The organism is Paenibacillus sp. MZ04-78.2 (genome assembly GCF_024213375.1).
GTDB lineage: Bacteria > Bacillota > Bacilli > Paenibacillales > NBRC-103111 > Paenibacillus_G.
In genome coordinates, this window is sequence record NZ_JANAVJ010000013.1 from 1 (window position 1) to 17,888 (window position 17,888).

Below are 17,888 nucleotides of genomic sequence, written 5' to 3' on the forward strand. Positions count from 1 at the left end.
AATTTAATAGATTACGAGAATGGAGGACATAACTTATCCCTCGAAAAATCGTGTCTTGACAATGGGGAGCATTACAATCTGCTGTCTTGCGAAAAAAGCTTCCATCGACCAAAAACAAAGAACAGCCGGGCAGGAATAACCATCCTATACCGGCTGTTTTTTCAAATATAAAATATGGATGACAAAGGGGTTGAATCCACAGATCCATTTAATCGTATAAGGCGGATATCTTATCATAAACTTCAAACGGAATACCTTCATCATAACCCTCTGGGTATAAATCAATGACCTTCGTTCCAACTGATTTCAACATCAATTCTGGAATAGGACTTTTCACAGGGATTTTCGGATAATCATTTGCGCGTCCTACTTCTGGATGCATTGGATCATACCAAATATCATAGTCTGAATAAAATCCATCTGTATAGCGCTGTTCCAATAATCTCAATATTTTATTTCCCATTCTTTTTGCTCTAAATCTTCATTTGTCATCCTAAATTCCTCCGATATTAGCGTTGAACGAGTTTTTTAGTACCTTTACTTTTATGATACGTCAACGCCATTTGAATACAAGGCGTTAATTCTTCAATTGGTAACTCACTGTTAACTGAAAGTAAAATTGCTCTGTTTTTAGAAAAGTCCAGAGAGTCACCAAATAGTTCTCTCCATTCTTCAACTAAAGTTGTTTGACAATGCACGAAAAGACCTATTTGTGAATCTGAAAAACGATCGATTCGAATAGGTGTACCGAGTTTGGATGAAAAAGTTAATTGTCCCCATTTTAAACTTTCTTGAATAGTCATATCTCCCAAATTATTAGCAACATTCATAATCAATTGTTTGAGTTCGATTAGCTTTTCTTGTTGCAAATCAGTGTAATTATTGTATATTTCAGGTATATCATAGTTTTTGTTCATCATGTTTATTGTCCTCCAAGATCACTTAGTTAAACTCTCTTACCCTCATGTTTTATCTAATGCGAGTTTCCTGACATATTTAGTTACCTTGTTATTCGAATCCAACGAAAAAACAAGGTATTCAATTCTCAACGGATCGATGTCATATCCATAATATAAATCAATTGTGTAATACATTTCATTCTTTGATACATCTGGCCTCTTCTAATTGGCCTGATTCTCTCAGTTCAATCGATTTTTCCAGTTTTTTCATATTATCAGTCCTTATGCTCTATATCTTGATATGTTATGTATTCGCGAACTTCATAATAAATCCTTTTCCCGCATCGCGGACACATGAAATTCGGCTAACAACTCATGCGGCGGCTTACCTGCTGATTGTCGGTGCAGAGCAGCCTTCTACATTTCAACTTATTTCTTCACCACATAATGGTGTTGAACAATTTGGCCAAAGCGCTTTGTCTCCGTCAGGGAAAGCTTCAATTCCGGATTATCTTCTTTAAACAGAGGTCTCCCTTTACCCAAGATCGTTGGTGTGATCGCGATGATAAACTCATCAACCAATTCTCTTTTTAAGAGGACGTCAAGAATCTCGGCTCCGCCAACAATCCATATTTTAGAGCCTTCTTGTTCTTTAAGCTTCTCAACGAACCCCGGTACATCTTCGGTTACAAAGGTAACATATGGACTTGGCTCTTTTTCAGAACGTGAGAACACATAGCATTTCTTATCTAAATAGGGAAATTCATCAGCCAATTCAAAGGTATGCTCGTATGTTTTGTTCCCCATCAATACCGTATCAATCGTCTGAATAAATTCGCTGTAGCCGTTGTCCCCCTCTCCCTCTACCTCATAAAGCCAATCAATCTCTCCGTTTTCCCGAGCAATATATCCGTCCAAGGTTGTTGCAATGTATAATACGACTGGGCGTTTCATATTCTTCTTCTCCTTCGAAGGTTGAAATTGTTTCTTACAAACCCATCATAACATGGAAATATGTCATCTATTGTCATATAGCTGGCGCGTTCGACTGCTACTATCCATTTTTTCCAGTCTCCCCCACGTATGACAATGGTTCATAACCAAAACAATAAAGAAGCGGCACTCTTTATATTAACCACAAATGGACTTCAACTTATGGAGGGAGGTATACAATTTGACCTGCAACGTTAGTAAGACGGAACAAGCGGTTCGAATGACCGTTGGAGCTGCTATCGTTTTTGCCGGACTGTATTACAGAAGCTGGTGGGGGCTCATCGGATTAGCACCGATCATTACAGGCGCAACCCGCTATTGTCCGGCGAATGCGGTCCTTGGAATACAAAATTGCAAAGTGAATCAATGATCCATTCCGATTCAAAAATGAGTCTAAAACCTTCTTGCCAGGTTTTGGACTCCCCTTAAATATTCACTTTTGGAGACAAAAAAATGCGAAATCTTCATTACCTTCTACTGCGTACCATCACAATTGCTTTGCTGATTTTGACCATGGCTAATGGAAGGGCTCACTCGGCTCCTGATGATGACCCGCCCTTGCCGATTTTGGCTGACCATGGAATGTATACGATCGAAGTTTACCCTCAACGTCATCAACTGGTTGTGTGGGCCTATGGACAGCGATTCAAAACCTATCCCATTGCCGTCGGCAATCCATCCACTCCTACCCCGGTTGGAGAATACCAAGTTATTTATAAGGGAAAGGATTGGGGGCCTTCTTTTGGCCCGCGTTGGCTTGGTCTAAACGTTCCTTGGGGATATTACGGGATTCACGGGACAAACAAGCCTTACTCCATTGGGCAGCATCTGAGCCACGGCTGCATCCGCATGCGCAATCGCGATGTCATGGAATTGTATGACATGATTCCGCTCGGTACCGTAGTAAAAATTCACGGGCACGTGTTGGGTGATTCGAATCATGGACCAAGGGATTTGGCGGAGGGCGACGTCGGAGGTGACGTGCAGCTCATTCAGTCCCGTTTGAAAAGCGCCGGTTACTTCAATGGCATATGTAACGGCAAGTTCCGCTCCAATACAACCGCGGCCGTAAAACAATTTCAACGCGACCACAGCTTGGCGCCCAGCGGCGTCGTCTCGGTAAAGATGTATGAAAAGTTGGGATTGTTGGAATAACAAAACTTAACCGGGCGCATGATGCATATGGAGATGAATTATGGATACGATTTGGCCGTACTCCATCCGAACCTTGATAGGTTTTTTTGTACTACTGTTATTTTTTACATATATTACGGGCATTGTTCTGGGAAACATTGCTGGCGAAATGGTTGTACATAAAGAAGTTAAAGTCATTGCCGGCATCACTGCGATGACCATATGGGCGCTACTGACGATCATGATTGAGCAGTTCCCTGTTCAAGAGCGCTTATATCTTCCGACCGAGCTAATTTTTTTGGATAAAAAATTGAACAGACCACATCGATTTTATTAAAAAAAGACCGCGAATCTCGCGGTCTTTGCAAAGCTTATTCTTCCGGCATATCCACATTGTGATAAACCTGTTGAACATCCTCCAGGTCTTCGAGCGTATCGACCAATTTCTCGAACTGCGCCAGAGCGTCTCCCGAAAGCGTCACATCATTTTGCGCCAGCATCGTCTGTTCTGCCACGATAAATTCCGTAATGCCCGCCTGCTTGAACGCGGATTGTACGGCATGAAACTGATCCGGTTCGGCATAGACGATAACCGAATCCTCTTCCTCTGCAATATCCCGAACGTCTACATCGGCCTCCATCAATAGCTCCAAAACTTCGTCGGATGTTTTCCCCTCGACTCCAAAGACGGCCGTCGGACTGAACATATACGTTACAGAACCGCTGACTCCCATGCTTCCGCCGCTTTTATTGAAAGCCGACCGTACGTCCGCGGCCGTACGGTTTACGTTATTGGTGAGCGTATCGACAATGATCATGGCGCCGCTCGGACCGAACCCCTCATAACGGAGCTCCGTATAGCTCTCTTCCGAGTTTCCTTTCGCCTTCTCAAGCGCGCGGTCGATGATCGCTTTCGGCACATTGTATGTTTTGGCTCGTTCGAGCACGAATTTTAAAGCTTGATTGGATTCCGGATCAGGTTCGCCCTTCTTCGCCGCGACATAAATCTCAACTCCGAACTTCGCATAGATCCGACTCGTGCTGGCATCCTTCGATGCTTTTTTCTCTTTAATGTTGTTCCACTTACGTCCCATACTGGTACCTGCCTTCGCATTCTTATTTTTTATTCTTACCCTATTATATTGAATAAAGCGGTATTTGGACAAGTCAGCATTGCATGAAAACGCGCGTACGCTCAGCCCCTCAATCCTGTCGAGCTTGGTGCTTTTCCTTACTCTAAGAGCAACGAATGATCTTTAAGTTTGGATGCTGGATATGCCTACCAACCATTCTTCTATCTATGATACAATATATACCGGAGTTAGTAGCAAACGCTAAGACCCATAAAAGATAAAAATAGATAAGGAAGTGTGTATTTGTGAGTATGGAAAAGGTGTTTAAAACATTTCTGTTTGATGTAACGGAAGAACCAAAAAGTATTTATCCTTACGCTCCTGTTTACAAGGTGGACCAAGGTGATGAGTCTTACATTGTTAAACATACGGCTTCACCTATTGAAGAAGCAATGAAGGTTGCAAATTTCGTTGGGAGATTGCATAAACTTGGTGTTCCTATTGTGGCTCCGGTTCCAATGAGTGTTGACAATCCTCAACAAGTAGATGAAACAGTATGGGTCGTTTATCCGTTTATTAAGGGCAAGTCCTATACAGGGAAAGATGAGGAAATTTATGAGGCTGGTAAGTTGCTTGGTCGCATTCATTCCTTATCATCGAAGAATAATGAAGAAGGTCTGGATATCTATGATGAGTTTGAACTAGAGGAAGAAGAAATATTGGAGGATTTGGAAAAAATAATAGGTTATGCTGAAAATAGGGGAATTCCACTGGATGACGGTCATTTAAGTGAACAAATGCTCAAAATTATTGAACAGCAGGAGACCTTAAAGGCTTTGGAATTACCATCAGTGGCTACACCCTATGATTATAAGGCAGATAATCTAATTTATAATGACTCTGCAAAGCCGTATCTCATTGACCCGGATAACGCTACCTTTTTACCAAGAATCTATGATTTAGCACTGGCATTGCTTCTTTTCCACAATGCATTGGATACAGCCCCTGACCGTATATTTGATATCAACCAATGGTCCTTGTTTAAAAAGGGATATTTTGAGTTTGTGGAGATTACAGATATTGAAAGAACACATTGGCAAGACGTTGTAAAACATATTTTCTTGGATGAAGTAATCTGGTTGCTGGCTGACTTTGAAGAAGGTTGGGATGATCAAAGGCAAGTCAACTTTTTCAATTCTCTATTATCACTACTCAACGATATGGAATCCTACGATTTAAAATAACGGATTCAAGGAAAATCGGCCACCCTTGGCTAATGATATGTTGGCCTTGGGTGGTTTTCATGCGACTTTTATGACAAAATTTATATCCCTGCCCAGACATCTTTGGCATAGCTGCCATTCGACTGAAGCTGTTCCAGCCATCGTTCTGCATCTTGCTTATCGACCCCGTGGACGGTCTGATAAGCCTTCTGCAGCTCGTTTTCGACATCGGGCGCCATTTTACTGCCGTCTCCACACACGTAAAGCCGTCCGCCAGCGTCAAGAATGCGGATTAACTCCGTTGCATACTTCGCCATCAAATGCTGTACGTATGTTTTAGGCACGCCTTCCTCACGGGAAAAAGCCGTATGAAGCGTAACCACGCCGTCTCTTTCATATTGTTCCAGCTCTTCGCGGTAAATATAATCCGCTTCGTTCCTGCAGCCGTAATAAAGATGGGCTTCGCCCAGCGATTGTCCCGCCTGCTTCATCTGCGCTCGTGCCTGCAAGAATCCGCGGAACGGCGCTACCCCCGTCCCCGGCCCTACCATAATCACGGGGGTCTGCGGATCTTCGGGGAGCTGGAAGCCGGATTCCGGCGTGCGAACGAACATGACGATGTCCTCTCCCGCCTGACGCTCCGCCAAATAATTCGAGGCGACGCCGACATATTCCCCTTGTCCGCTCCAAGCCTGACTGCGGACAACACCTACCGTAATGCTGGCCCGGTCCGCGTTCATCCGGGGGGAACTGGATATCGAATAATATCTTGGTTTGAGCGGAGGCAACAGCTCCAAAAACTTCGTAAACGGAATTTCGCAGGCTTCGTATTTTTCAACAAGATCAAGCATCGTGATCCGTTTCTTTAATATCTGCTCTTCGTAAGTCCCCTCTTCTAACAAAGCTTCCAATTCGCGCTTATGCGGAGGACAAACCGTAAAAGCGGCAACCTCGCGGATTTGGGCTCGCGTTGCAGCCTCCTGCAACTCCACCGTATGGCTAAGCAGGTCGAACAGCGATACAGGCAGATCCAAAGGCAGATGGGATGCGCTGACTCCGCTTGCCGTCAAAATTACTTGCTCTTTCTCATTCAAGCCAAACCGTCGCAAAATGCGCCCGACATTCTCTTTTTTGTTGCTTGGAAAGACGCCAAGGTGATCGCCCTCTTGATACGTAACCCCCTCCGGCAATTCGATCTCGATATGCCGCGTGCTGCGTCTGCTACCGGACTGCTGAAGCTCGCGGTTGTCCGCCACTGTCGCGTGAACCGCATCGTACGATTGAGCGAGAGGTGTCTCTGCCAAACCGCTGACAAACTGAATGTTCAGGGTGCTCCGTTCTTTTTCCGCATTTTCGTTCAGCTTTAGATCGAACGTCTTCATCGCATCGGTCCACATTTGACTTTTCCATGCTTCAAACTGCTTTTCGAAGTCGCTACTCGCATCAGCCTCACCGCGAAGGGAAAACCTTGTCGCTCCTTTTGCGGAGAGCTGTTCGTCGATGAATCGCGGCACCTCCTGATACGTCGAGGCCCAGTTGTGATCCCCGCAGCCAAATACGGAATACTGCACCCCGCTAAGCTCGCCCGCTTCGACCTGCTCCAGCCATTGAACGAACTGTCGCGCATTGCCTGGCGGTTTCCCGTTATAAGAAGCGGTGACGATAATTAAAGCGCCTTCCTTTGGCAAATGGCCCAACCGATCGTTCAATGCCGCCGCTTCGCTTCGGATGCCGTGCAGACGGGCAAGGTCCACCAGTTCTTTGGCGATGCGCTCTGCCGTTCCCATATTCGAGCCATAAAGCACGAGCAGCGGTCTGTTGTTCACTCCGAGGACGGAAGCTTGCTGCGCTTGTTTTTCAGGGCTGGGAGCTTGGGCAAGGCCTTCTCCCGATTTGTTTGAATACGCAGCGGATATTTTCTTATCTCGCAATTGAACCCGAATTTTGAAGTCGTCCGGCTTCAGCGTCAGCGTTTGTTTGACTTTCAACTGGTAGTTCAAGTGATCAAGCAATTGAAATTGCTGAAGGATCATCCCGAGCACCAAAGTCGCTTCGTGAAGCGCAAACTGCATGCCGATACAGGCTCGTTGCCCGTTCCCGAACGGTTTATACGCATGGTTCGGCACTTGGGCAGAGTCTTCAAACCGTTCCGGCCGGAATTGTTCCGCATCGTCCCCCCATACCCCTTTATCCCGGTGCAGTTTGGGCAAAACAATCGAAACGGCTTCCCCTTTTTTAATGGGATACTTTCCTCCAATAATAGTGTCTTCCTTGGCAAACAGGCTAAATTGAGGAGCGGTCGGCCATAAACGCAAAGACTCATTTAAAATCATTCGGATATATTTCAGCTTCAGAACTTGTTCGTACGTGGGCGTTGCGCCTGTTAGCACTTCATCCACTTCGGCGTAAGCCTTTTTTAATACGTCCGGGTGCTTTAATAAAAAGTAAATCGTAAATGACAACAGTCCGCTTGTGGTTTCATGACCGGCGATCAGGAACGTGATAATTTGGTATCGAATATTTTGATCATCCAGCGGTTGACCGCTCTCGGGATCTTTGGCGGTCAGCATTCGGGCAAGCAAATCGGTTTCTCCCTGGTCCCCTCTTGCTTTGCGCTCGGCGATGATTTTATCGACCAAGGCGAACATCGATTGAATATCTTGCTCGTACTGGCGTTTGGTTTTCACCATCAGCATGTTTTGAATCGGCAGCCTGTTGCCGTAATGCATCGCTTCATCCAGCGATTGAACCATGCTGACAATAAAAGGATTGGGCGTTTCTCTATAGTAGCTGTTGAAACGATAGTTAAATCCGCACAAGCCAATGGTGTCCAGCGTCAGCCGTGTCATATCGTCCGGCACGTCGATGCTTTCGTCCGGATTGAGGCGCGCCCATTTTTGGACGAGCTGCACCGCGATATCCACCATCATGTCATGGTAGCCCTTCATGGCTTGAAGGCTAAAGGAAGGCATCAGAATCGCATGCGCCTTTTTCCAATTCGGCTCTTCCGTCAGACTGGTGAATAGTCCGTCTCCAGCAAAATCCCGTACTTTAAGCAAATGACCTATCGCTTTGTCAAAACGCGATTCGTCGCATACATCGGCTACCAAGTCAGGTCCCGAGATGATATAAACGGATCTTCCCAATGCCTCGAAACGGAAAATAGGACCGTACTCGTCCGCAAGTTTACAGAAAGATAACGTAGGCGAATCCTTATCGATCAAGGGGATATTCCCTAGAACGCCATAGGTTTTGGGCTGGGGGATCGGCATCAGATTTTCCATAAAGAATCCTCCCTTTTTTAGAGTTAACCGGTACGCTGCCATCTCTTACGAAGCTAATTTCCCCAACAACGGTAACAAAAATTACCCAAACCTTCGAAAACTTTTTCGAAAGCATGGGTTTATTTTAACCGCGGCGATCCATAATATCCAATGTATAATTGAACATGAATTCATTACATCAACATAATGAATGGAGTCAGGAAACGTGGAACTGCAGCAGCTTCGCTATTTTCAAACCGTAGCTCGATTGGAGCACATGACGCAGGCGGCCGAGGAATTAAACATTACACAGCCCGCACTCAGCAGAACGATCTCCCGATTGGAAGAAGATATCGGCGTTCCCCTATTTGAACGAAAGGGCCGTCATATTCGGCTTAATCGATATGGTGAAATTTTTCTTGCCCATCTGGAGCGGTCGTTTCTGGAGTTGGATCAAGCCAAGAAGAAAATCAATGACATGGCACAGTTAGAAAATCTCTCAGTCTCCATTGCTACCACGAACGTCAGTATATTTCCGAGTCTGGTATCATCTTTTCTGCGCCAATACCCGGATATCCGGATACGTCAATATTTGCGAAGCGACATCAATATGTACCAATTGCTGGAGCAAGGCGAGATCGACATGTGCATTTCTTCCGAGCCTATAGAAGGCCCTGATATCCAATGGGACCCTTTATTTTCGGAAGAATTACTATTGCTCGTGCCAAGAGAAGAACGCTTTGTTCATCGTCAGGAAATACGATTGATTGAAGTTGCCGGCGAAAGATTTATTAGCAGCAACACCCGTTACGATTCGTCCGATTGGTTAGAAAAGCTTTGTCGGCAAGCCGGTTTTGCTCCGAAAATTTCGTTTGAGGGAAATGATTCCGTTGCCATTGGGGAAATGGTCAGTCTCGGTCTGGGCATCTCATTTATCCCAGAGCATCTTTGGGAAAAGTTTTCTGAAATCTTGAAGGACCGACTTCATGTTCTGAAAATTACGGAGCCCCACTGTACGATGACTACCGGTATATCAAGAATAACGAACCGGTATATGCCTACCGCCGCGGATACCTTTTATAGCTTCGCGATTCATCGCACATGGGATCAAGAGGAAGGATTTTGATGGTTAATTCCAGTTGCTTTCAGGAGTAACAGCTACAGCAGCCGGTGCATCATTCCAATAAGCCAAAAATAATTTCCAACCGGGGCGGTGCAGTAAACCTATGCTTCAAGGATTCGTTCGCCAGGATTCATTTCTAGCTGAAATGCTCTATCCCTTTCGCGGTAGAAATTCATAATTTCCTCTAGCCTGTCCAAGTCTTCCCGTGAGAAGCCTTTTACTGAGACTGTTCTATCCGTTTAGAACAGTTGTTCGTTTAATACTGGCAATCTCAATTTCCGACACTTCCTTTCAATTGAATTTTTCTTCAACGGAAAGCCCGAGAGGACTGCTTTCCTAAACAGAGCTTGTTCTGCTTAAGAGGCAGTCCCTTATATTTCCACCTTGATTCTAGGTATCCATTGAAATATGGTCCCACTCTTCGTCCCGGTAGCCTATCATCCAGAACAATCCCCTGCGCCTTTCGATGACGATACTTTCGTCCATTCCGGCAGGCGCTTCTTTTCCTTCGTTGATCCGATTATTGACGCATGCCCAATGAAGCCGATAAATTTTGTCAGCCTCGTCCAACACTTCTTCCTTGCTGCGCATTGCGGTTTTGAGCAAGAACTGCTCGAACGTTTCGCAGCTGGAGACGACCTCAATCGCATAGTCACAATCGCATGTTTGATCGGGAAAATCAAGTGTCTCCACAAGACCCAGTGCCCAGATAAGCGTCCAGTACGCTTCATACTGCCAGGAAATATTGATCGCCTCATCCATAACCGGCTCTTCATCCTGCAATAGCTTTCTTTCGTTCTCCGTGAGGTATTCTTCCACGCCAAATTTTTGCAGCATGTCGGTGAAAAACTCTCTCGACCCCTGAATATCTTCACCTTGCGCTACGTCGCAAGCGAATTGGATGACGATTAATACGGTGACAGCTCTTCTTGCGATGTCTTCTTTTGCTTTAAACTTGCATTGTTCTAAGGGCGGAAGCTGCGGCAGCCAGCTAATAAACGGAATACCCATTTCATTCAAATAAGCGATGTTCTTGTTCTTTCTCTGTTCGCCTTCCTTGGATGTGATCTCAGGTCCGAGTATCTTTCTTGTGCAGCCAAGAGGCCTGAAGTCAGACGAGCCCGATTTCCCGTCGGGATACACAATAACATCTCCCGCTTGGTCAAGCAAAATGCCGTTCGGCAAAAAGCCGATTCCTCCAACGATTCGCGATAGCAGCGCCGTAAATAATGGCATCTGCTCGTCGGTGATGTCCTTCTCCATTTCGATGGCAAGCATCGTATTTAGTACGGATATTTGCGTCATGACCAAAGCTTTCAGCTTCTCGTCTTCAAAAGGAATGCGTTCATAAAACCCCATCATCCCGGGAATGTTTTGATCGAAATAATCGGGATTTGTATCCTCGGACGCGACTCTTATCGTCATTTTATGCTTGCCGAACAGCGTTTTGGATTTGAGAGCATAATCATTCTCGTCTCTCTTGATTTCATAGCCTTTTCCAAAAACTTCTGATATGATATTTTCAATATCATGGATATCGTTCCTGGAAGCGAATATCGTAAAATGTTTCAAAAGAGTTCCTCCTCAAAACCATCATTTTCCTACTGTTTGAATTTACTCTATTAGAGTATCAAGTGCAATAGAAATTAACCGTTTTTTGGTTATTGTTGCGGAGTGAACTTTATAAAGTTATCGGCATACAAAAAGGGGAATCGAACATGACAGTAGCACCTATAACCATTGAACCTATGCAGGCCCAATATAATCGACAGGTTGGTCAGTTACTTGTTCACGGGTTTGGCGGAAAATTTAAAAACCTGACGAAGATGAACGATGGCGATCTTGGTCTTTTTTTCGAACAGCTTTTTGATAATTCTCCCACTGATCCGTCAAGTCAACGAATGGTCGCCCTGCAGGAGGGAGAAGTTATCGGCACCATATCCATCAAATGGAGTTCCGAATCCGGTACGGAGCATAAACCAAAGAAAAAGTTTCCTTCCATGAAGAGCTTCAAAGGGTTTAGAAAATGGATATTGTTTAAAATGTTGATCGGGTTATATTTTTTTGAAGACCATAGACTAGAGGCCGGAGAATGTTATATTTCAGACGTTGTTGTCCATCCGGACCATCGAAGCAAGGGTGTTGGCAAGCTGCTAATGCAGTGGGCCCAAGATTTTGTGCAAACGGAGCCAGAGCTGGATAGGCTAAGTCTGTACGTCTCGGGCAAAAACCCGCGGGCGAAGCATCTATACGAACGGTTATCCTTCCATACTCATTTAGAATCGAATAGTTTAATATGGCAACTTTTATTCAAAGAGAAGAAATGGGCTTTTATGGTGATGAAGTTTTCAAAAGAGAAATGTTAAAAAAGAAGGAAATTTGACAGGTACACCCAAGTAGTCCCGCCAACAAAACGCAAAAAAGCGAATCCGTCATCCGATTCGCTTTTTTGCGTAAGCGTCCAATTTCTTGAACATAGCCTTTCTTTTACGCTCATCTGCAAGAAACCTTGGAAAATCACGTTCTATTTCTAATTTCTCTTTAGGGGTTTTCTGATCGTAATGTACAATAAGCTTGCAGATTCCCCTTGGAAAACGGAGCCAAATTTTCAGCATTTGATAATCTGATGTTGTTAACTTGAATACCTTCTGATAACCATCCAGGATCGATTTGACGATGGAAAAATTCCAACCATGATCTTTACAGGAATTAAAGATCATCCGGTATAGATCATACGCGCGTAAATCCAAGCGAAGTGTTTCAAAGTCAATGAGGTACATTCCATTGGGGGATCGAATAATATTAGTCGGACCGCAATCCCCATGGCATAATGTTGCCTTTGTTTTACGACAAATCGATCTATAATCGCTGTTTCTCAATGATCGCAAAGAAGCTTTCCCCATCTGTAAAATTTCTTTGCCATGGGCTTGCAGCATACCGTCCAGAGGGCTGCGAAATCCGTTTCGTTTAGCTTTACGAAATGCTTTTTGCAGCACCTTTTGTTCATTTTGCAGGTAGCTATACCATTTTCCAATCATATTATTTTTTCCGGCTTTAGGTATCGTTATTTTTTTTCCGGTCCGATGGAATCTTGCGAGAAGGAATCCACAAGCCTTCATTTGGGATCTCGACTTGGGTGAAGGCCAACTTCCCTTCAACCAGGGATGTAGTACGAATGGTGGACTATGACGGAACCATTTGACAAAAAGGTGCTTTCCCGAGTATTTTCTCGGATTTCGCCATACGATCCGCGGAAAACCATGCCTACGGAGTCGTCCCAATGTTTTATCGATCCAGCGGAGTCGAGTTGGCGGGTAAGGCATTCGTTTTAAACAGTATACTTTTCCTTTCGTTGTTACAACCTGATACACCCCGTTTTGAATAATCTTCATACGCCTGACCCGTATTCCAAACTTTCTGGAAAGTCCTTTCACCTCTCGGTTGGGTCTCATGGAAATACATCCCCTTCTAATCATTGAAATCGAATTACTTTTACCTTAATTGGACTTACTTGACTAGTTTTTTATATTGGTCAGCGATACGAGGCCATCTATAGCGAGAAGCTAACTTTCGCCCGGCAATCACTCGTTTGCGGGTGACAGATGGGTTGCTCCACATTTTTTCGATGGCGGACGCAATCGCTCGACTCTTCGCTTTGGGAATCACTTGCGCCACACTGCTGTTCACAATTTCGGAAAGTCCGCCAGATCGGGTCGCAATTAAGGGTACCCCGCTGGCAAGAGCTTCAAGCGCTACCAGGCCAAACGATTCTTCCAAAATGCTGGGCATAACAACCGCACCGTAAGAAGCATACCGTTTTTGTACCTGTCTTTGTTTGCGAAACCCATGCCAACGAACATCAGACTGAATATTCAATCTCTTGACGAGTAACTTCAGACGCCTGAAATAAATTTTATTTCCTTTTCCGATCACATGTAGCTTGACTTTTTTATTTTTGTGCTTCAATAAGGCGATCGCTTGAAGAAGCGGCTCTATTCCCTTTGACGGAACCAGCCTTCCAACAAACAAAAGACGGGAGCGTGGCGCACGAGTCTTGGATGTAAGCGCATTAACTCCATGCTTGATAATAATCGTTTTTTTTGCGCAAAATGGGTATAACTTCTTCAGTTTTGCAAGCTCCCAGCGGCTCGGAACAACGATCCGATTTGCAACCTTGAGCAGCTGCACCTGCTGATTTATCCTCCTTCGCTTCTGGCTTTTAGGCCCTGTTTCCAGATCGACCAAAGAATGACACGTATAAATGACGGGTGTTTTATATTTTTTACGAAAATATTTCGCCAGATCAGTAAACTGTAAGCTGAATATGAATACAATCGGGATTTAAGTAACCCCGTTTATTCATCCAACGATGAATTGCAGAGGGTTTATACTTTCTCAGGGCTCTCTTGGGAAAACGAATAATTCTCAAATTGCCTCTCCTCGTTACATTGTACCGAGGATATCGGTTTTTACTGAGAACAGTAGCATAAACCCCTTTTCTTGTTAAATGCTTCGTCAAGTTCGTTGCTGCTGTTCCCAGACCGCCGATGATATAGGGTTCATATTCAGTCGTCAAAATCCACCATGAACGCTGTGATGATTTCTTCAAGTCTGCACCCTCCTATACGTTTGCTGTTCAAAGCATTATATGCTTTAAGAATTTTTATGTATGGGCAACTCATCCAAGTCGAGTGCTTTAGAATAATTTCTCCCCTTTTGATAAAAAGTTCTCCCTTCTTTCGGGTGCGGAACATCCCATATAATAGGAAGTAATCCTTATAGCGGAAAGGAGGATGCTTTAGGTACCGAACGATTGGAAGGAGGGCATGCCGAAGATCGTCGTTTACGACGAGGTTATTTGTAAGCGCTTTATAAATGGTTCGATTTCAACTACCAATCCAGTAAGGAGGCTCAACGGATGAACTTCCATCATCCCCTTTGTATGCACGCCTGCGCCCCCGTCTGCTGTTAGGGCTCATTACCTCGCTCATCATCTCGCTATTTTCCGTGATTGCGTCCCCTCTCCCCTCTGCCGCGGCTCCCGCCGGAGGCTATAAGATCGTCGGCTATTGGCACAACTTCGACAACGGCTCTGGCTTTATCCGGCTGCGCGACGTATCTTCGGATTTCGACGTGATTAACGTTTCGTTCGCGGAGCCGACCAGCAGCAGTGGCGGTGTGATCGGCTTCACCCCCTATAACTACACCGAAGCCGACTTCAAAGCCGACGTTGCGTATCTGCAGAGCAAGGGCAAGAAGGTCGTCATCTCCATCGGCGGCGCGAACGGGCAAGTGCAGTTGGCGACTACGGCCGCCCGCGATGCGTTCGTCAGCTCGGTGACGGGCATCATCGAGAAATACGGGTTCGACGGACTCGATGTCGACTTCGAGGGACATTCGCTCTATTTGAACGCCGGCGATTCCGACTTCCGCCATCCGACGACGCCTGTCATCGTTAACCTGATCGATGCGCTCAAGTCGTTGAACAGCCATTTCGGCACGGACAAATTCATTCTGACCATGGCCCCGGAGACATTCTTCGTCCAGCTCGGCTATTCGTTCTACGGCGGAAGCTGCGTCAGCTGCGATTCGCGCGCCGGCGCTTACCTGCCCGTGATCTACGCGACGCGCGACATTCTGGACTGGCTCCAAGTGCAAAATTACAACTCCGGCCCGATCATCGGCCTCGACGACCAGTACCACACGATGGGCAGCGCCGATTTTCACGTCGCCATGGCCGATATGCTGTTGACCGGGTTCCCCGTGAACAAGAAAGCCGACCTGTTCTTCCCGCCGCTGCGTCAGGAGCAGGTGCTGCTTGGCTTGCCGGCGAACGGCAATGCGGGTGGCGGCTTTACACCGGTTGCCGAAGTGCATAAGGCGCTCGATGCGCTCGTGAAGGGCCAGCAGCTTAGCTCCTACCAAACGCGGGGCAGCGCAACCGGCTACCCGAACTTTGGCGGTCTGATGACGTGGTCGATCAACTGGGATAAATTCAATCAATTCGAGTTTTCTACAAAGCACCGCGCCTATTTGAACGCCTTGAACCCGCCGGCCCCGGATACGCAAGCTCCGACGGCTCCGGCCAATTTGGTATCGACCGGCAAAACCGCGACCAGCGTCTCCCTGTCCTGGAACGCTTCGACTGACAATGTCGGCGTGACCGGTTACACGGTCGCCTACGGCTCCTCGCAGGTGAACGTGACAGGAACGAGCACAACCATACAGAGTCTGAAGCCGAACACCAGCTATACGTTCTCGGTGACGGCCAAAGATGCCGCCGGCAACGTCTCGCCTGCCGCCGTACTTACGGTGACGACGGACGCACCGTCAGGCGCTCAGCCATGGGCTCCCGGAACCGCGTATAAAATCGGCGATGAGGTTACGTACACAGGCAAAACCTATGTGTGCCGCCAAAACCACACTTCGCTGCAAGGCTGGGAACCGCCCAACGTTGCGGCGCTGTGGCAATTGAAGTAGTTCGAGCGCCCAGCAGCAACATCTAGCAGATCGTGTTCTGCTGTGCCCTACTCTAATGATAGAAGCCGTAGAAGTCTCTTCTACGGCTCTTCGTATGGCTTCTGTTCCTCCGGTGTTATTTCACGATAAATTTTACTCTGGTGCCGTCCGAGTAGTTGGAAAGCTTATTTCCTACCCAGCTTCCCGCCCCGCGGTTGTCGGACGGACTTATGTATCGAATATCCGACCCTGCTCCCCCTTCCAAGCACATCGCCATCGGCCATTCATCCCGATCGTAACCTTTCTTCGGCGGATAGCCTTTCAAAGCTTCTTTACGCCGCTCACGGGTACCGTCGCGCTCGATGGTACATACATCGGATTGGCCAGCTGCAATGGCATCTTTAATATGCGCTCCTGTTTCGGGGTAGCGGTCTTTCGGAAAAACAAGAATGTAGTCGTAAGATGATGCCGCGAAAGAAACGTTATTCGAGCCTGCAACCGGAAATAGACTAGCAAGTAAAACTAAGATGAGGAATAAAATCGAAAATAGCGCCTTACCCTGCTTCTTAATCATTCGATTACCTCCATATATCATATTTGGAATATTATTCCTATATCATTGTATTTGAAAATGCGTTACTTCTCAATAGATTTGTGTCAAGTTTTTTCTATAACTTTTGTAAAGACGATAGGACCGAAAAAAACCCAGATCTTCTTCTTGGCAGAAGTAGACCTGGGCTTCTCTCCGTCTGTACGGGGAAATGTATAGCTTTATGATGGGCTGCGAACCAAGCGGTTATTATCCGAAATCTTCCTCCGTCAAGTCCAAATTAACGGCCATAGCCGCGCTGCTGCCGTCGGCTGCGGAATAAACTACTTGGGAAGGCATGATATACGAAGCGTCTCCTGCGGCATATAAACCGGGTACCGAGGTTCTTCCCCCTGCACTGGTCTTGATCCCGCCATTGTCCAACCTTTCGCAGCCCAGACGTTCTCCGAACGGTACGGCCGGCACAAATTTCGGCACTATGAAGCCGCCAGTTCTCGACAATTCCGTTCCATCCGCAAAACGAACTTGTTCAAGCTTCCCGTTGTGGCCGATGAAAGCCGTGACAGGCTGTTCCGTCACCACGATTCCCCTGGATTCAAGCCGTGTTTTTTGCTCGTCCGACAGCGACGGGCGGCCGTGCGTGCAGACGACCAAATCCTTGGTCCAATTGGTGAGAATCTGGGCTGTATGAAAAATGGTCGGGGATTCGGAAACCACGATAAGCGGTTGATCCTGCATTTCCCAGCCATCGCAATAAGGGCAATTAAACAGGCTTTTCCCATACAGCGAATAAAAACCGTCGATTTCGGGAAATACTTCCTTTACCCCCGTCGCTAAGATCACCTTACGCGCTTGGACGAGAAGGCCGGACGAACCCAGCACTTCGAACAATCCCGATTCATTTTTGCGAAGATCGACCGCCTCGGTTTGCAGGTGCTTGACAGACGGATAACGCAGAACCTCCTCATAAGCTATGCGGCGGAACTCGGCTGGCGTCACGCCGTCTCTCGTAATAAAGCCGTGAGACGCATGTGTAACGGCATTTCGGGGCTTGTTGTTATCGATGATAGCCACGTTTCGCCTTGCCCTGCCAAGCACGAGGGCTGCGTTCAACCCGGCGGGTCCACCGCCAATAATAGCGCAATCGTAAATCATGATGATCATCTCCTCC

Annotated in this window: 18 protein-coding genes; 7 read left to right on the forward strand and 11 right to left on the reverse strand. The window is 46.4% G+C overall.

The genetic code is table 11. The annotated features are described in order from the left end of the window. Nucleotides 1-208: 208 nt before the first annotated feature. The 3 genes from NLX71_RS11940 to NLX71_RS11950 form a co-directional block, all read right to left on the reverse strand. Nucleotides 209-463 (reverse strand): hypothetical protein, encoded by a 255-nt coding sequence (locus NLX71_RS11940; protein ID WP_254363868.1) that lies wholly within the window; start codon nucleotides 461-463, stop codon nucleotides 209-211. Nucleotides 464-509: 46 nt separating this feature from the next. After that, a complete protein-coding gene (locus NLX71_RS11945) occupies nucleotides 510-920 on the reverse strand; it encodes a hypothetical protein (protein ID WP_254363869.1) in 411 nt (136 codons plus the stop codon). A gap of 408 nt (nucleotides 921-1,328) precedes the next feature. Further along, complete coding sequence (locus NLX71_RS11950) at nucleotides 1,329-1,853, reverse strand: dihydrofolate reductase family protein (RefSeq protein WP_254363870.1); 525 nt, start codon at nucleotides 1,851-1,853, stop codon at nucleotides 1,329-1,331. A 187-nt stretch (nucleotides 1,854-2,040) separates the two neighbouring features. Here NLX71_RS11950 and NLX71_RS11955 point away from each other — a divergent pair, with 187 nt between their 5' ends. The 3 genes from NLX71_RS11955 to NLX71_RS11965 all read left to right on the forward strand — a co-directional run bounded on the left by NLX71_RS11955 (nucleotide 2,041) and on the right by NLX71_RS11965 (nucleotide 3,363). After that, entirely contained in the window at nucleotides 2,041-2,262 is a 222-nt protein-coding gene (locus NLX71_RS11955) for a YgaP family membrane protein (RefSeq protein ID WP_302058198.1), read from the forward strand. 143 nt (nucleotides 2,263-2,405) lie between these two features. Next, nucleotides 2,406-3,047, forward strand: coding sequence for a L,D-transpeptidase family protein (locus NLX71_RS11960; protein ID WP_254363980.1), 642 nt, complete (start codon nucleotides 2,406-2,408; stop codon nucleotides 3,045-3,047). Nucleotides 3,048-3,087: 40 nt separating this feature from the next. After that, nucleotides 3,088-3,363 (forward strand): hypothetical protein, encoded by a 276-nt coding sequence (locus tag NLX71_RS11965; RefSeq protein ID WP_254363871.1) that lies wholly within the window; start codon nucleotides 3,088-3,090, stop codon nucleotides 3,361-3,363. Nucleotides 3,364-3,397: 34 nt separating this feature from the next. Here the strand turns inward: NLX71_RS11965 and NLX71_RS11970 are convergent, their stop codons facing one another. Further along, nucleotides 3,398-4,120, reverse strand: a complete 723-nt coding sequence (locus NLX71_RS11970; protein ID WP_254363872.1) for a YebC/PmpR family DNA-binding transcriptional regulator — start codon at nucleotides 4,118-4,120, stop codon at nucleotides 3,398-3,400. A gap of 290 nt (nucleotides 4,121-4,410) precedes the next feature. Between NLX71_RS11970 and NLX71_RS11975 the strand changes: the two genes are divergently transcribed. Continuing rightward, entirely contained in the window at nucleotides 4,411-5,343 is a 933-nt protein-coding gene (locus tag NLX71_RS11975; protein ID WP_254363981.1) for a phosphotransferase enzyme family protein, read from the forward strand. An 80-nt stretch (nucleotides 5,344-5,423) separates the two neighbouring features. On the opposite strand, the gene NLX71_RS11980 is transcribed toward NLX71_RS11975, so the two are convergent. Further along, on the reverse strand, nucleotides 5,424-8,606 hold the full coding sequence (locus NLX71_RS11980; RefSeq protein ID WP_254363873.1) for a bifunctional cytochrome P450/NADPH--P450 reductase: 3,183 nt from the start codon (nucleotides 8,604-8,606) through the stop codon (nucleotides 5,424-5,426). 205 nt (nucleotides 8,607-8,811) lie between these two features. Between NLX71_RS11980 and NLX71_RS11985 the strand changes: the two genes are divergently transcribed. Beyond that, on the forward strand, nucleotides 8,812-9,711 hold the full coding sequence (locus NLX71_RS11985) for a LysR family transcriptional regulator (RefSeq protein ID WP_254363874.1): 900 nt from the start codon (nucleotides 8,812-8,814) through the stop codon (nucleotides 9,709-9,711). A gap of 387 nt (nucleotides 9,712-10,098) precedes the next feature. On the opposite strand, the gene NLX71_RS11990 is transcribed toward NLX71_RS11985, so the two are convergent. Continuing rightward, nucleotides 10,099-11,280, reverse strand: a complete 1,182-nt coding sequence (locus tag NLX71_RS11990) for a DUF4272 domain-containing protein (RefSeq protein WP_254363875.1) — start codon at nucleotides 11,278-11,280, stop codon at nucleotides 10,099-10,101. Between the two features lie 146 nt (nucleotides 11,281-11,426). Here NLX71_RS11990 and NLX71_RS11995 point away from each other — a divergent pair, with 146 nt between their 5' ends. Beyond that, nucleotides 11,427-12,074 carry a GNAT family N-acetyltransferase gene (locus NLX71_RS11995; RefSeq protein WP_254363876.1) on the forward strand — a complete coding sequence of 216 codons (648 nt, stop codon included), beginning with the start codon at nucleotides 11,427-11,429 and terminating at the stop codon, nucleotides 12,072-12,074. A gap of 66 nt (nucleotides 12,075-12,140) precedes the next feature. Here the strand turns inward: NLX71_RS11995 and NLX71_RS12000 are convergent, their stop codons facing one another. Genes NLX71_RS12000 through NLX71_RS12010 form a run of 3 tightly spaced genes read right to left on the reverse strand, consistent with a single transcriptional unit; the run spans nucleotide 12,141 to nucleotide 14,317 of the window. Continuing rightward, nucleotides 12,141-13,184, reverse strand: a complete 1,044-nt coding sequence (locus tag NLX71_RS12000; RefSeq protein ID WP_309248939.1) for a phosphotransferase — start codon at nucleotides 13,182-13,184, stop codon at nucleotides 12,141-12,143. A 31-nt stretch (nucleotides 13,185-13,215) separates the two neighbouring features. Continuing rightward, nucleotides 13,216-14,049, reverse strand: a complete 834-nt coding sequence (locus NLX71_RS12005) for a glycosyltransferase family 4 protein (RefSeq protein WP_309248940.1) — start codon at nucleotides 14,047-14,049, stop codon at nucleotides 13,216-13,218. After that, a complete protein-coding gene (locus NLX71_RS12010; RefSeq protein WP_254363878.1) occupies nucleotides 14,012-14,317 on the reverse strand; it encodes a glycosyltransferase family protein in 306 nt (101 codons plus the stop codon). The genes NLX71_RS12005 and NLX71_RS12010 overlap by 38 nt, the downstream gene beginning before the upstream one ends. Nucleotides 14,318-14,646: 329 nt before the next feature. Between NLX71_RS12010 and NLX71_RS12015 the strand changes: the two genes are divergently transcribed. After that, the gene (locus NLX71_RS12015) at nucleotides 14,647-16,188 is read left to right on the forward strand and encodes a carbohydrate-binding protein (protein ID WP_254363879.1); all 1,542 of its coding nucleotides are present in this window, start codon (nucleotides 14,647-14,649) and stop codon (nucleotides 16,186-16,188) included. A gap of 115 nt (nucleotides 16,189-16,303) precedes the next feature. Here the strand turns inward: NLX71_RS12015 and NLX71_RS12020 are convergent, their stop codons facing one another. Both NLX71_RS12020 and NLX71_RS12025 read right to left on the reverse strand, forming a co-directional pair. Continuing rightward, nucleotides 16,304-16,741, reverse strand: a complete 438-nt coding sequence (locus tag NLX71_RS12020; protein WP_254363880.1) for a NucA/NucB deoxyribonuclease domain-containing protein — start codon at nucleotides 16,739-16,741, stop codon at nucleotides 16,304-16,306. 225 nt (nucleotides 16,742-16,966) lie between these two features. Beyond that, on the reverse strand, nucleotides 16,967-17,872 hold the full coding sequence (locus NLX71_RS12025; protein WP_254363881.1) for an NAD(P)/FAD-dependent oxidoreductase: 906 nt from the start codon (nucleotides 17,870-17,872) through the stop codon (nucleotides 16,967-16,969). Nucleotides 17,873-17,888: the final 16 nt, after the last annotated feature.